The 13,764-nt window shown below is 71.7% G+C and carries 13 protein-coding genes and 2 pseudogenes; 10 read left to right on the top strand and 5 right to left on the bottom strand.

All coding sequences use genetic code 11. The features are described 5' to 3' along the window. Positions 1-413 precede the first annotated feature (413 nt). The 8 genes and pseudogenes from ADL29_RS43825 to ADL29_RS33495 all read left to right on the top strand — a co-directional run bounded on the left by ADL29_RS43825 (position 414) and on the right by ADL29_RS33495 (position 5,872). Positions 414-590, top strand: a complete 177-nt coding sequence (locus ADL29_RS43825) for a hypothetical protein (protein WP_157878640.1) — start codon at positions 414-416, stop codon at positions 588-590. Between the two features lie 91 nt (positions 591-681). Further along, on the top strand, positions 682-1,779 hold the full coding sequence (locus tag ADL29_RS33510) for a baeRF2 domain-containing protein (RefSeq protein ID WP_053927296.1): 1,098 nt from the start codon (positions 682-684) through the stop codon (positions 1,777-1,779). 69 nt (positions 1,780-1,848) lie between these two features. Next, positions 1,849-1,950, top strand: a pseudogene (locus tag ADL29_RS45735) (protein-L-isoaspartate(D-aspartate) O-methyltransferase); the annotation flags it as partial. Positions 1,951-1,982: 32 nt separating this feature from the next. Then, positions 1,983-2,145: pseudogene (locus ADL29_RS45730) on the top strand (ATP-binding protein); the annotation flags it as partial. A 253-nt stretch (positions 2,146-2,398) separates the two neighbouring features. Further along, a complete protein-coding gene (locus tag ADL29_RS33505; RefSeq protein ID WP_053927295.1) occupies positions 2,399-3,268 on the top strand; it encodes a HalD/BesD family halogenase in 870 nt (289 codons plus the stop codon). Between the two features lie 68 nt (positions 3,269-3,336). Next, the gene (locus ADL29_RS45725) at positions 3,337-3,696 is read left to right on the top strand and encodes a hypothetical protein (RefSeq protein ID WP_245689734.1); all 360 of its coding nucleotides are present in this window, start codon (positions 3,337-3,339) and stop codon (positions 3,694-3,696) included. After that, positions 3,636-4,046 (top strand): hypothetical protein, encoded by a 411-nt coding sequence (locus ADL29_RS45720; RefSeq protein WP_245689733.1) that lies wholly within the window; start codon positions 3,636-3,638, stop codon positions 4,044-4,046. The genes ADL29_RS45725 and ADL29_RS45720 overlap by 61 nt, the downstream gene beginning before the upstream one ends. 59 nt (positions 4,047-4,105) lie before the next feature. After that, positions 4,106-5,872: a choline/carnitine O-acyltransferase gene (locus ADL29_RS33495; RefSeq protein ID WP_211274434.1), complete on the top strand. Its 1,767-nt coding sequence runs from the start codon at positions 4,106-4,108 to the stop codon at positions 5,870-5,872. 153 nt (positions 5,873-6,025) lie between these two features. Here ADL29_RS33495 and ADL29_RS33490 read toward each other — a convergent pair whose 3' ends face one another. Beyond that, the gene (locus ADL29_RS33490; RefSeq protein WP_053927293.1) at positions 6,026-6,448 is read right to left on the bottom strand and encodes a secondary thiamine-phosphate synthase enzyme YjbQ; all 423 of its coding nucleotides are present in this window, start codon (positions 6,446-6,448) and stop codon (positions 6,026-6,028) included. A 207-nt stretch (positions 6,449-6,655) separates the two neighbouring features. Here ADL29_RS33490 and ADL29_RS33485 point away from each other — a divergent pair, with 207 nt between their 5' ends. Both ADL29_RS33485 and ADL29_RS33480 read left to right on the top strand, forming a co-directional pair. Continuing rightward, a complete protein-coding gene (locus ADL29_RS33485) occupies positions 6,656-8,773 on the top strand; it encodes a hypothetical protein (protein ID WP_053927292.1) in 2,118 nt (705 codons plus the stop codon). 7 nt (positions 8,774-8,780) lie between these two features. Further along, positions 8,781-9,893 carry an NAD(P)-binding domain-containing protein gene (locus tag ADL29_RS33480; protein WP_053927291.1) on the top strand — a complete coding sequence of 371 codons (1,113 nt, stop codon included), beginning with the start codon at positions 8,781-8,783 and terminating at the stop codon, positions 9,891-9,893. 14 nt (positions 9,894-9,907) lie between these two features. Here ADL29_RS33480 and ADL29_RS33475 read toward each other — a convergent pair whose 3' ends face one another. The 4 genes from ADL29_RS33475 to ADL29_RS33460 are packed head-to-tail and all read right to left on the bottom strand — an operon-like array spanning position 9,908 to position 13,748. Beyond that, positions 9,908-10,552, bottom strand: a complete 645-nt coding sequence (locus tag ADL29_RS33475) for a GTP-binding protein (RefSeq protein WP_053927290.1) — start codon at positions 10,550-10,552, stop codon at positions 9,908-9,910. Next, the gene (locus ADL29_RS33470) at positions 10,533-10,949 is read right to left on the bottom strand and encodes a DUF742 domain-containing protein (RefSeq protein WP_053927289.1); all 417 of its coding nucleotides are present in this window, start codon (positions 10,947-10,949) and stop codon (positions 10,533-10,535) included. The genes ADL29_RS33475 and ADL29_RS33470 overlap by 20 nt, the downstream gene beginning before the upstream one ends. Positions 10,950-10,959: 10 nt before the next feature. Continuing rightward, the gene (locus tag ADL29_RS33465; protein ID WP_053927288.1) at positions 10,960-11,373 is read right to left on the bottom strand and encodes a roadblock/LC7 domain-containing protein; all 414 of its coding nucleotides are present in this window, start codon (positions 11,371-11,373) and stop codon (positions 10,960-10,962) included. Continuing rightward, positions 11,370-13,748: a sensor histidine kinase gene (locus tag ADL29_RS33460; protein ID WP_053927287.1), complete on the bottom strand. Its 2,379-nt coding sequence runs from the start codon at positions 13,746-13,748 to the stop codon at positions 11,370-11,372. The genes ADL29_RS33465 and ADL29_RS33460 overlap by 4 nt, the downstream gene beginning before the upstream one ends. Positions 13,749-13,764: the final 16 nt, after the last annotated feature.

The following is a 13,764-nucleotide window of genomic DNA, read 5'->3' as shown; positions in this document are numbered from 1 at the left end:
CCATTTTCGGTCGGCGCGAGGGTGTGGCCTCATGGTTCACCCGCAAGCAGTGAGAAACGTCGGACACCCGGTTGTGGTCGCGGCCGACCGTGCTGCACCCTCGCGGTCAAACCGCTCTGGCCCAGGAAGCTCAACCGCACCTGGCGGTTCGGGTTGTCCACGTTCGTGTCCGCCGACCTCCGCCAAGACAACCCCGGCCCTACCGATAGGCGTGCCGCAGCTCCAACGGGTGATCCAAGGCAACGATGGGAAGCTGCGGTCCCGGGGCCGTCTCACCGAGGTCTTGCAGGAGCCGACGGCTGCGGGATCACCCCGCTCTGCTCTCGGTCCGGCGCGCGATGGTGGGCCCGTGCCGGATCCGCGGCTCACGAGCGCGCTGCTCGGTCGAATACGGCCCAGAAACCGGTATTCACGTGGGGCAAGGCGGCCCCCGCCACGATCCGGTGCTCCCGCGCGGACTGCTCCTTCATCCAGCTACAGAGCCCGGCTGCTCAGCGGCCTGCTGTCCGGCCCGCGGCCTGGCGGTGCGGGACGGCCTGGTCGCCGCCACCATGCTCACGATGGGCCGGCTGCTGCCGGCCGGCGCCTGACCGCCCCGTTCCGCACCGCTTGCGCTCGTCGAGCTCCATCGCCCCCGGGGCGCGCATCATCAAAGGAGGGGACCGTCGACGAGGAGTGGCGATGAGGTTGTCGTTCCTTGAACCCCTCTATGCGGAGCCGGGCCCGTTCGCCTCCGTGTACCTGGACACCTCGCGAAACGTCGCGTATCCCGAGCGGGCGATCGCGGTGCGCTGGTGGCGGCTGCGCGAGAGTCTGTCCCGTCAGGGTTCGGACCGGGCGCTGCTGAACGTACTGGAGGAGGTGGTCGGCACCGACACAGGGGTGCCGGGGGTGCATGGGCAGGCCATCTTCGCCGCGCACGGCACGCTCGTCCTGGAGGGGGAGCTGCCCAGGCCGCCGGCGCACGACTTCGCGCGTTACAGCACCCTGCCGGACGCGATGCCCCTGGTCGCCCAGCACCTTCCGGAGATCCCCTACATGGCCGTAGTCGTCCACTACGGCGGCCTTCCGACGGCCGAGACCCACGGCTGGGTGACTCTGGAGGCGGAGACCGGCGCCTGGCCCACATCCACCGTCACCCCGGGTGAGCGGCTGCACCGCAGGGTCGCGGTGGCGACCTGGCACCGCACCTCCGTCCGGCTCGGCCACCGACTGGACGAACGGGCACGGCGCGCTCATGCCGACGCCGTCGTGGTGGGCGGGGACGAGTGGGCATGCAACGTACTGATCCGCCGCCTCCCGCACACCCTGCGGGACAAGGTCGTACGCGTGGGCGGCCGGACCCCCACCGACACCGGACGCGCCCTGTTGGAGCCGCAGCTCGACGGCGTCTTCCGCGGCCGCATGGCCGCGCACGACCGGGAACTCGTGGACATCTTCATCGGTCGGCGTGCCCTGGACGGACCCATGACGGAGGGGCTGGCCGCCACCGTCGCCGCCCTCCAGCGCGGCCAGGTCTCGGCGCTGCTGCTGAACCGGCCGCCAGGGTCTTCGCTGCGGCTCTGGGCGGGCTCCCAGCCCACTCAGCTCGCCGTGACCGAGGCGGAGCTGATGTCCTTCGGCGTGCGGGCCCCGCGCGAGGAACGCGCCGACGAGGCCCTCGTCTGGGCCCTCGTCGGCACCGGTGCCGAGCTGGTCGTCGTACCAGAGAGCGAGCTGAGGCTGTACGAGGGCGTGGGCGCCCTGCTGCGGTACACCGACCCGGGGACCACGTCCTGACGCCGACGCGCTGCGCCCCCAGAAAAACACGGGTCGCCCCTTGCGCCCGGCCGCCCCGGACAGGCCCGCCTGCGGCTGGCCGGGCAGGGCATCGGCCATGCCGAGGTCGTCCTCGGCGACGGGACCCTCGGGATGCCGACCCGTGCCCCGTACGACGCCGTCATCGTCTGCGCGGCCTTCCCGCAAGTGCCTGAGCCGCTCGTGGATCAGCTCCGCACGAGCGGCTCGATGCCGCGCTCGGCGAGCTGTCCGGCCGCCTCGGGCATGGCGATCTGGCCGGCATGTTCGACGCGCCGAGCGCCGTGGCGTTCGACTCGAGCGCCCACGCTGTCCATCGACCTGTCCCGCCTCGGCGGCGCGGGCGACGGCTCCTGCGCGAGGGTCGGCCCGTGCCGAACCGGCGAAGGCCTGTTGGAGCGCCCAGTTGGGCAGTGTGACGCGTCACAGACAACACGGCGCCACTGTGGGAACTTCAAGTGCCTTTCTTGCCAGCGGAGTTACTGAAAAGTCGAGGGTGAGGTCCGGCCGACCGCACGGATCGCGTCGCTCGTCCCGTGTGTGCGTAGGAGGCGGAACCGCGGGCCGGCGAGAGGGGCGGCCCGCATGTGGAGAGGATCGAATGCGCTCTTTGGAAGCCCTGACGCTCGATCAGGTAGTCGACACCGCCCGCTATCCCCTGTCGGAACTCGCGAGCTCCCGGGGACAGGACGTGGTTTTCCGTGCCCGGCGCGACCTGTTGACTCTCGGCTGCACCGTGCTGCCGGACTTCATCCGTCCGTCGCTGCGCGATGTGCTGCGGCAGGAGTGCTCGGCCATCGCCCCCCGGGCGCACCACGACGTCGAGACGGTGAACGTCTACAACATCGCAGTGGACTCGGCACTGCCGGAGGACCATCCGGGCCGGAAAACCTTCGAGCGGGGTAACGCGTTCGTCGCGCGGGACCGCATCCCCGCGGAATCCCTCATCAGCCAGCTCTACTCCAACATGGTGTTCCGGCACTTCATCGCCCGCTGCTTCGAACTGCCGGAGCTGCACGAACTGGCGGACCCGCTCTCCGGGCTGGTTCTCAACGTCATCGCGCCGGGCATGGAGCACCCCTGGCACTTCGACACCAACGAGTTCACCGTGAGCATGCTCACCCAGCAGGCGCAGGCCGGCGGCGTCTTCGAGTACTGCCCGAACATTCGGACCGCGCAGGACGAGAATTTCGACGACGTCCGGGACGTAGTGGACGGCCGAGGCGAGCGGTTGACCCGGCGCCTCCCCCTGCAACCGGGTGACCTGCAGTTGTTCAAAGGGCGCTACTCGCTGCACCGAGTGAACCCGGTGCGCGGCGAGGTCGCGCGCCACTCCGCGATATTCGCCTACAGCGAGCGCCCTGGCGTCATCGGGAGCGTGGAACGGACCCGGCAGCTCTTCGGCCGGGTGCTGCCCGAGCACCTGGCGGCCGAGTGCCGGGCGGTCCGCGGCGACCGGCTCCTGGACTAGCGGGCGGCGAAACGCGTAGTAGCCGTAGGCCGTTTCCCCCTGCGCGATCCCATGGAGGAGTAAGCCCTGTGCGTTTCGACGTGACCGGAAAAGTCTCACTCGCCCACCTCTACGACCAGCCCGATCCGCGCGCCTATTTCAGGGTGCTGCAACCGCTCGACTACGGCGTTCCGCAGCAGGCCAAGCCCTACTTCGCCAAGATCATCACGGAGTACCGGGAGTCCCGGCACGTCGCGGCACCGAAGGTGCTGGACATCGGCTGCTCGTACGGAATCAACGCCGCCCTGCTGAAGTACGGCGCAACCATGGACGAGCTGTACGCGCGCCTCTTGAGGCCGGGTTCCTCGACGACGTGGTGCACGCCGACTTGGAGGAGCACGAACCCACACCGCGACAGCGCGCCCAGCTCTCGGGTACGGACCTGGTGATCTCGACGGGCTGCGTCGGCTACGTCACCGAGCGGACGCTCACACGAGTCGTCCGGGCGCAGGGCAGCCGCCGTCCCTGGATGGCGCACTTCGTGCTGCGGATGTTCCCGTTCGACTCCGTCGAGCGCACGTTGGCGAGTCTGGGCTACCGGACCGTCCGCGTCGACGAGGTGTTCAGACAGCGACGGTTCGCCTCCGCGCAGGAGCAGGCGCTCGTACTCGACAGAATGTCGGCCGCAGGGGTGGATCCACGGGGCCTGGAGGCAGAAGGCTGGCTGTACGCACAGCTCTACCTTTCCCGGCCGTACGACATCACAGGTACCAACGACCCGAATCGAGAACCGAGTTGAAGATCAGTCAGGGTGCGTCAGGCAACGCGACCTTCGCCCAGGAGGACAGCCTCCCGCGCGTGCCGCTGCCTACGCTGGAGGCGAGCTGCGAGAGGTTTCTCGCCTGGTGTACGCCGCTGCTGACCGCCGACGAGCGGTCGGCGACCGAGGCGGAGGTTGCCGCCTTTCTCCGACCCGGTGGCCCCGGCCGGGTGCTGCATGCCGCGCTGGAGGAATACGACGCCACGGACGGCGTGCACAGCTGGCTCGACACCTTCTGGCCGTACCGATACCTGGGCCGCCGGGACCGGATCGCGCTCAACGCCAACTTCTTCTTCCTGTTCCAGGACTCCGACCAGGCGCAGGTGGAGCGGGCGGCCGGACTCGTCGCCGGGGCCCTCAACTACAAGCGGCAGCTCGATCAGGGGCTGATTCCACCGGTGGTGCAGCGCGGAGTGCCCCAGTCGATGGTGCAGAACAAGTTCCTGTTCTCCACCACGCGTATCCCCGGCGCGCAGCAGGACACCGTCCGCGCCCCCTACACCGAGGAGTGGCCGGGACCGTCCGAGGCCCGGCACATCGTGGTGTTCTTCCGGGGCGGCATGTTCCGGCTGGACGTGCTGGGTCCGGACGGTGTCCCGCACAGCCTGGATGACATCGAGGCGGGGCTGCGCGCCGTGATGCAGGCCGGTGCCGACCCGGCCGACACGGACACCTCGGTGGGCCACCTCACCACCATGGCCCGCGCGGAGTGGGCGGCCGCCCGGGAGTCCCTTCTCGCCTGCCACCCCCGCAACGCCAGCGCCCTTGACGATGTCGAGACCGCGCTGTTCTGCGTCGCCCTGGAGGACTTCGCCCCCGCGGACGTCCAGGACGCCTGTGACCAGCTGCTGTACGGCGACCGCGGCAACCGCTGGTTCGACAAGGCCGTGTCCTTCGTCGTCTTCGCCGACGGACGGGCGGGCATCAACGTCGAGCACTGCGAGTTGGACGGAACCACGATCCTCACCTTCACCGACGCCCTGCTCAATACTCCGGCCGAAAAGCAGTCCCGGCAGTCCGGAGCCCGCTCCCAGGGGCTGCCGGCGCTGGAGCCGATCGTTTTCGAACTGGACGACTCGCTGCGGGCCCAGGTGCGCGCCGCCGCCGACGCGTTCGCGGCGTACGGGGAGAACACCGCGACCAGCACGTTGTCGTTCGCGGACTTCGGCAGCAGCACGGCCAAGGCGTTGGGGGTCTCGCCGGACGCGTTCGTCCAGGCCGCTTACCAGCTCGCCCACCAGCGCGCCAAGGGGCACCTGGGCGCCACGTACGAGTCGATCGCCACCCGGCAGTACCGGCACGGGCGGACCGAGGCGATGCGCGTCGTCACCACCGAGATGGCGGCTTTCGTGTCGGCGATGGAGGACCCGGCAGCAGACGCGGACGCCCGGCGCGCCGCGTTCCGGGCAGCCACCGAGGCCCATGTGGCGCGCGCGAAGGCGTGCCAGGCCGGGCAGGTGCCGGAGCAGCACCTGTGGGAGCTGGAGCTGATCCAGCGCAGGCGCGGAGCCGAGCTCGGGGTGACCGAGCAGCCCGCGCTGTACCGGACGCCGGGCTGGTTGACCATGCGGGACGACTACCTGAGCACGAGCTCCGCGCCGTCCGTCAATATCCAGTACTTCGGCTTCGGGTCGACCAGCAGCCAGTGCATCGGTGTCGCCTATGTGCTGCTTCCCGAGCGGTTCAACCTCTACCTGAGCACGCCGATGGCGGTCGCTGCGCAGATGCGGACGTTCGCCGACCGGCTCCGGGAGGCGATGGACGAACTCCGGGAGCTGCTGGCGTCCGAGCGGCCTGAGGACTGAACGGAGCCCGCCGCCGGACCGGAACTCCCGGTCGGGGACCACGGTCCGGCGGCCCGGACGGCCTCAGTGGCTGAGCCGGCCATGGCCGAGGCCGGAGAACGCCGCTCCCGGTTGCGTACTGAGATGTGGCGGCCACACCCAGGACGATCTTGCTCAGCCCAGGAAGCTCAGTCGAACCTGACGGTTGGCATTGTCTTTATTGGTATCGACCAGACACACCGACTGCCACGTCCCCAGCTCCAACCGCCCCCCGACGACGGGAAGAGTGGCATGGGGCGGGACGAGGGCGGGGAGCACATGGTCGCGGCCGTGGCCGGGGCTGCCGTGGCGGTGGCGCCAGCGGTTGTCCGCGGGGAGGAGGTCGCGGAGGGCGGCCAGGAGGTCGTCGTCGCTGCCGGCACCGGTTTCGATGATGGCAATGCCGGCCGTGGCGTGGGGGACGAAAATATTGAGCAGGCCGTCACGGCCGTCGGCCGCCTCGCGGAGGAAGGCGGCGCAGTCGGCGGTGAGGTCGGCGACGGTCTCCGTCGAGCCGGTGGTGAGGCTGAGGGTGCGGGTGGTGAATGCGGTGCTCATGGCTCCATTTTCGTACGGGGGTCCGGCACTGGCCATGGCACGGCGCGGCGTGCATGCTGAGGCACGGTGACAAGTTCGAGTTCGAGTTCGCCGACGGTGTGACGTGTGACAGGAGTGCACCCGTCACGTCTTGCACGTCATGCACGTGATTCATGTCAATCATGTCATTCATGTCATTCACGTCGGTCATGGTGAGTTGGACGGCTGATGGTCGACGGTTTTCATAGTTTTCACTGGCGCGGCTGTGAGCTGAGCGATCCCGAACTGGCCCTGGCCCACGATGAGTTGGCGGATCCGACCGGTGAGGACGCATATCTGAGCGCCTTCCGCACGCTGTTGCACAGCGGGCATCCGGCCGCCTCGGGGATTGCGCTCGACCATTTCCAGTACGCGGGCGGGCTGGCCCGGTTCGGCGGGGAGAGTGCTCTCGAGCGGTACGAGGACGAGGTGCTCGCGGTGGCCCGGGAGGTGCTGCGGCAGCCGCCGACGCCGGTGGGCGACAGCGGATTCGTGGGCGCCAGTCATGCGAGCGCGCTGAACGCGATGCTGAACCTTGCCGAGGAGTGCGATGCGGATCTGATCGCGGATGCCTTGGCGGGTGCCGTCGAGGTGAATGTGCGCGCGGCGGGATGCCGTGCGGCGCACCGGGCGCTGGAGGACTGTACGGGGCCGAGCCCCCGTCTGGTCGCGGCGCTCGGCGCCCTGGCGTTCGACGAGAATCTCGACGTACGGGAGCGGGCGGACGCGCTGTCCGCCCTGTACGACGCGAAGGGGCCAAAGGCCACGGAACTGCTGGTCCGGGCCACCGAGTCCGATGAGGCCGAGCTGCAGGCCGAGGGTGCCGCCGGCCTCATGGAGCCGGGGCGTTTCCCGGCTCACCGGGAGCGCGTCGAGCGTCTGGTGGCGAGCCTGCCCGACGGCGTCGGCCACAAGGCGCGATCGATTCTGGAAGAGCGGGGCTGGTTCGACAGCACCCACTGGGCCGGTGCCGAGCTCGACGGTCCCGGGCTCCGCAGCGCCCATGCGGAGCTGCGGCTTCCTTCCGGGGAGGACTCCGCTCGCCGGGCGTTCCGGACGTTGCTGCACAGCGGGCGGACCGTGGCCGTCGGGATCGCGCTCGACCACTTCGTGCACGCGGACCGGCTGCAAGGGTCCCGTGATGCGGGTGAGATCGCCCGGCAGGTCTTGCGGCAACCGCCGTCTCCGGCCGGGCTGAGCCCGGGGACCGGAGCGGCCGCCAACCATCTGAGCGCGCTTGCGGCGATCGAACGGGCCGGGGCCGGGGCCTCGGATGCGGACCTGATCGCGGACGTGCTGGAACGGGCCGCCGTGAGGACGGTCCGCTCCCGGGCGCTGACGGTCGCGGGCCGTGTGCTGCGGGCCGCGGACGGACCGGACCGGCGCCTGGTCGACGTCATCAGCCGCTTGGTGTTCGACCCTGGATTCCGCGAGCACCGCCGGTCCGCGTTGCACGTCCTGAGTGGCTCCTTGGGTGCGGAGGCGACACCGCTGCTGCTCCGTGCCATACAGAGCGAGGACCGGGACCTTCAGGTGGACGCGGCCTGGCAGCTGTCGCGGCCGGAGCGCATCGACGAGCACCGCGAACTCCTCGTGGAAGTGGTGGAGAGCTGGCCGCCGGGGATGAGGGTCGCGCGCTTCAACCCCGAGTGGGTCGGCAAGGCGGTGTTCGGGGGGATGCACAGCGTCCACTGGAAAGGCAACCGGCTGAGGGACCCGGAGCTGTATCGCGCCCACCGGGAGCTACGGGCCGCCCGCGATCCGGAGAGTGCCTGCCGCGCCCTGCGCGCGCTGCTGCGCAGTGGGCAGCCGGTGGCCGTCGGGATCGCATTTGATCACTGGTGGCACCCCGAGGGCATCGAGCGGGTGGCCGGTGCGGAGGCCCGCGCGGCAGAGGAGGCGGAAGTGCTCGCCGCCGCCCGCGAGGTGCTGCGCCGGCCGCCGTCGCCGGCCGGGCTGAGCCCGGAGTTCGGCGCCGAGGCCGGGCACCTCGGGGCGTTGCAGGTGCTGCGTGCCGCACGGTGTCCGGGGCCCGAGGACACGGCCGCGCTCGCCGCCGTACTGGAGCGCCCCGCCGGCGCGAAGGTGGCGTCCGCGGCGCTGGATACGGCGGCATCGGTGCCGGCGGACGCGGAGTCGGCGGATCCGGGCCTGGTCCGGGCGCTCGGTGCGCTCGCCCGCGACGAGAGCCGGTCGGCCGAGGACCGCACGTACGCGCTGCACATACTGCGCGATGTCCGCGACGGTGCGGCGGCCGAGGAGTCCGGCCCGACGCACCGGGAAGATACGACCCCCTCCCCTAGTTAGTAGAAACATGAACTACAGCGAGGGGCAGCCGGCCGAGCTCGAGGTCCTGGTGATCGGCGCCGGACAGGCGGGCCTGGCCGCCGCCTTTCATCTGCGGCGGACCGGCTACGTACCGGACCGGGACTTCGTCGTGCTCGACCACTCGCCCCGCCCCGGTGGTGCCTGGCAGTTCCGGTGGCCGACGCTGACGTACGGCAAGGTGCACGGGATGCATGCGCTGCCCGGACTGGAGCTGACAGGCGGCGATCCGGACCGTCCGGCGTCCGAGGTGATCGGCGGGTACTTCGCCGGGTACGAGCGGACCTTCGGACTGCGGGTGCACCGGCCGGTGAGCGTGCTGGCGGTGCGCGAGGGTCCGGACCACGGCGACGGCGGCGGTGACGGGCGGCTGCTGGTCGAGACCTCGGAGGGCAGATATGCGCCGCGGGCGGTGATCAATGCCACCGGGACGTGGGACCGGCCGTTCTGGCCGCGGTTTGCGGGGCAGGAGACGTTCGGCGGGCGGCAGCTGCACACTGCGCAGTACGACGGGCCGGAGGCGTTCCGTGGTGCGCGGGTCGTGGTGGTCGGCGGCGGCACCTCGGCCGTGCAGCAGCTGCTGGAGATCGCTCCGGTGGCGGCGGCCACTACCTGGGTGACGCGCCGGCCGCCCGTCTTCCGTGAGGGGCCGTTCGGCGAGGCGGAGGGCCGGGCAGCCGTCGCCCTGGTCGAGGAGCGGGTGCGGCAGGGGCTGCCGCCGCGCAGCGTGGTGAGCGTGACCGGGCTGCCGATGACGGAGGCGGTCCGGCGGGGCCGCGAGAGCGGTGTACTGGCGCGGCTGCCGCTGTTCGAGCGGATCACACCCACGGGTGTGGTGTGGCCGGACGGGAGCTCCGCGGCGGCCGACGTCATCCTCTACGCGACCGGTTTCCGCGCCGCCATCGACCATCTCGCCCCGCTGAGGCTGCGCGAGCCGGGCGGCGGCATCCGGATGGCGGGCACTCGCACGCTGCGGGACGCGCGGGTGCACCTCGTCGGCTACGGACCGTCGGCGAGCACCATCGGCGCCAACCGGGCGGGCCGCGCCGCCGTGCGGGAGATCCGGCGGCTGCCGGCCCGGGAGCCGGCGGCCGTGGGGTGAGCGGGCCCGGCGGACTACTGCTGCGGGGCCAGGGGCGTGCGCCCGCCCCGCAACCGGGCCTCGTACGACGCCGCCGCATGCTCGACGAGACCGATCAGCACCTCCTTGCAGGACACGCGGTCGCGGGCGTCGCACAGGAGCACAGGGGTGCCCGGGTCGAGGTCCAGAGCGTGCGCCACCTCGTCGGAGCGGTAGGGGCGGGCGCCGTCGAAGCAGTTGACGGCCACGACGAACGGGATGCCGCGGTGCTCGAAGTAGTCGATCGCCGAGAAGCAGTCGGCCAGGCGGCGGGTGTCGGCGAGCACCACCGCACCGAGCGCGCCCTGCGCCAGCTCGTCCCACAGGAACCAGAAGCGGTCCTGACCCGGGGTGCCGAACAGATACAGCGCCAGGTCGTCGTGGATGGTGATCCGCCCGAAGTCCATCGCCACGGTGGTGGTGGTCTTGTCCTGGACCCCGTCGAGACGGTCGACCGGGCGTCCGGCCTCGGTCAGCCGTTCCTCCGTGTTGAGCGGCCGGATCTCGCTGACCGAGCCGACGAGGGTCGTCTTGCCGACGCCGAATCCCCCGGCCACCAGGATCTTGAGGGCCATGAAGGAGTCGGGGTCGAGCGATCCCGACGAGCCGGAGCGCGACGAGTCAGAGCGCGCGGAGTCCATCGATCACTTCCTTGAGAATGTGCGCATCGGGCAACTGGGCGGGCGGAACGGGGCGGTTGACCTGGATCAGCCCCGCCGCGAGCAAGTCGCTCAGCAGCACCCGGACCACGCCGAGCGGGAGCCCCGAGTCGGAGGCGATATCGGCCACCGGGCGGGGCCGGTCACCGCACAGCGCGAGAATGGTCCGCTGTTCGGGCGAGAGCGCGGGGCCGTCACCGTCAGGGCCGTCACCGTCAGGGCCGTCACCGGCGTCGCCGTCCGGGCGGGACTCGGCCCGGACGACGGCCATCAGCTCGAAGGCCTCGCTGCTGGGCCGGGCCCGCCCCGCGGTCATCGCGTAGAGCCGGACCATCGGCCCCGCTTCGTCGTCGTACCAGTGCGGGGTGGAGTCGGTCATGGGCGGCCGGTCACTCCGCTCCGGCCCGCTCGGGCGTGGCGAGGTGTTCGCCGACCCGCTTGACCAGCCGGGCCATCTCGTAGGCGACCAGGCCGATATCGGCCTCGGCGTCGCCGAACACCCCCAGGCACGAGCCGTCCCCCGCCGCCACGACGAAGAGGAAACCGCCCTCCAGCTCGACCATGGTCTGGATGACCTGGCCCGCCGCGAAGTGCCGGGCCGCGCCCTTGGCGAGGCTGTGGAAACCGGAGGCGATGGCGGCGAACCGTTCGCTGTCGTCGCGGGTCAGCCCGGTGGACGTACCGACGGCGAGGCCGTCGCCGGAGAGGACCACGGCGCAGCGGATCTCGAGTACCCGGGAGACCAGGTCGTCGAGAAGCCAGTTGAGGTCACCGGAGAGGTGAAGGTGCTGTTCGGTGGTCATCGGGGCTGTTCTCCTTGGGTGTCATCGCTGGAGGACGGGGGCTGCGGCGCACCGTCGGGCTGCGGTCGGTCCGCGGCGGCGCGGCCGCGGCTCCAGCCGGCGCGCAGGGACGCCATGGTGGCGCGGGCCTGCTCCGGGGACCGCCGCGGTGCGGGGGCGCCGTCGGTACGGGGCACCCACTCGGGCGCTTGCTGCGGGTCCTGGCGCAGGGCGGGCGCGAGGCCGGCCTGGCGGACGCGGCGGGGCAGCGGGCCGTCGAGCTCTGCCGGGGCGGGTGCCGGCGGGGCGGCCGGGGGCTCGTGCCGGGCGGGCTCTGCCGGTGCGGTGGGTGCCGGTGCGGTGGGTGCCGGTTCCGGTGCCGGCGGGAGGGCGGGCCGCTGACGGAATGCGGCGCTCAGTGGCAGCGCAGCGGCCGGCCTCCGCCGGTGGTACAGCGAGTTCATCTCCTCGACCGGCTCCTCGTCGCCCTCGTCCGGTCCGGCCTCGGAGAGCAGGGCGTCGGGCAGCAGCACCACGGCCGTGACGCCGCCGTACACCGACGGCTGCAGTGTGACCTGGACCTTCTGGCGGTGGGCGAGGCGGTTGACCACGAAGAGGCCGAGCCGTTCGGTGTCCAGGAGGTCGATCTCGTCGGCGTCCGCGATCCGGCGGTTGGCCTCGTCGAGCGCCTCCTTGCCCATGCCGAGGCCGCGGTCCGTGATCTCCAGGGCGATGCCGGTGCCCACGCGCTCGGCATGGACCCGCACCTTGGTGTGCGGCGGCGAGAACGTCACCGCGTTCTCCACCAGTTCGGCCAGCAGGTGGGTGAGGTCGGCGACCGCGCCGCCGGTCAGCCGCGCGTCGGCCACCGCGGAGACCTGGACCCGCGCGAAGTCCTCGACCTCGGCGATCGCGGCCCGTACCACGTCCAGCAGCGGGACGGGATGCCGCCAGCCGCGGCCGGGCGCGGCGCCGGAAAGGATGATCAGGCTCTCGGCGTGGCGCCGCATCCGGGTGGTGAGGTGGTCGAGCCGGAAGAGGTCCTCCAGTTCGGCCGGGTCCTCGGTACGGCGTTCCATGGTGTCCAGCAGGGCGAGCTGGCGGTGCAGCAGCAGCTGGCTGCGGCGGGCGAGGCTGACGTACACACCGGAGATGCCGCTGAGCGCCTGCGCGCGGTCGGCCGCCGCCTTGAGGGCGGTGCGGTGTACGGCCACCAGGGCCTCGCCGACCTGGCTCAGTTCGTCCCGGCCGGTGTCGCGGTCGTCGGCGAGCGGTGCGACGGCGTCGATGTCGACGGGCTTGCCGGCGTACAGCCGGCGCAGCGACTCGGGCAGGTCGCGGCCCGCGATCCGGAGGGCGGAGTTGCGCAGTTCCTCCAGCTCGACGACGAGCCGGCGGCCGATCTTGACCGAGATGAGGAGGGAGAGCAACACACCGGCAAGGCCCAGGACCACGGCGATGCCGGAGCCGCCGAGGGTGTCGAGGGAGAGGGGTTCGGCGTTCCGGGCCGACTCGGTGGCCGCCGACCGCTGGGCGCTGCGCAGGGCGCGCAGAACCGTGCCGTTGGTCTCGCTCCAGTGGACGGCGGGGACGGCGGTGGCGGCGCGGGTGCCGGGACCGGCGTCCCGAACCGCGTCCTCGGCGGACCGGAGGTCGCGGTAGGCCGGGCCGTTGAGGATCCGGTGGTATGCGGCGGTGTCGGCGGGTTGCAGATCGTCGACCGAGGCGGCGAGCAGATCGCGCTGGATGTGCACGTCTCCGGTGAAGGAATCGAACTGGGCGGGCGACATCCGTCCGGCGGCCTGGGCGGCGCCGAGCACCGCGTCCTCGCGGGCGATGGCTTCCCGGGCGCGGGCGAGTTCCAGGACGACACGCAGTTCCGAGGCGCCGGCCGGGCTCTGCAGGCCGGTCAGCGCGCCGGCGGTGGCCAGGCCGTGGTGGACGACGGCGGTGTAGCCGCCGATCGTGCGGTCCACGGCGGTCTTGCCGGTGGTGTATCCGCCGCGGAGCGCGGACAGTTCACCGGCGTCGCGCATCAGACGGTCGATCCGGCCCGGTAGACCGGGGTCGACGCCCTCCGCGTCGGCGCTGCCCGCGTTGACGCCGTCGCGCAGCGCGGCCGCGGCGGCGTCGGTGGCCCGCTGGCGGTCGCGCAGTGCCTGCCGGCGTCCGGTGTCCGGGGCGACGACGGCGCGGGCCGCGGTGCTGCGCTCGTCCTGTACGGCGGCGATGAAGTCACCGACCGGCAGCAGCAGCGTGGTGTCGATCTCCTTGAGCCGGTTGAGGTCGGAGACGCTCCGTGCGGAGTTGACCGTGGCGAAGGCCCACAGCGCGATCAGCGACACCACGGGCACCATCAGCAGGGCGACGATCTTCGAACGTACCGACCGGGGCATCACACGGGGCTTGGTG

Origin of the sequence: Streptomyces chattanoogensis, assembly GCF_001294335.1 — a bacterium.
GTDB classification, from domain to species: Bacteria; Actinomycetota; Actinomycetes; order Streptomycetales; family Streptomycetaceae; genus Streptomyces; species Streptomyces chattanoogensis.
The sequence above is the reverse complement of the archived record's forward strand: the minus strand, read 5'-3'. Positions and strand labels throughout refer to the sequence as shown.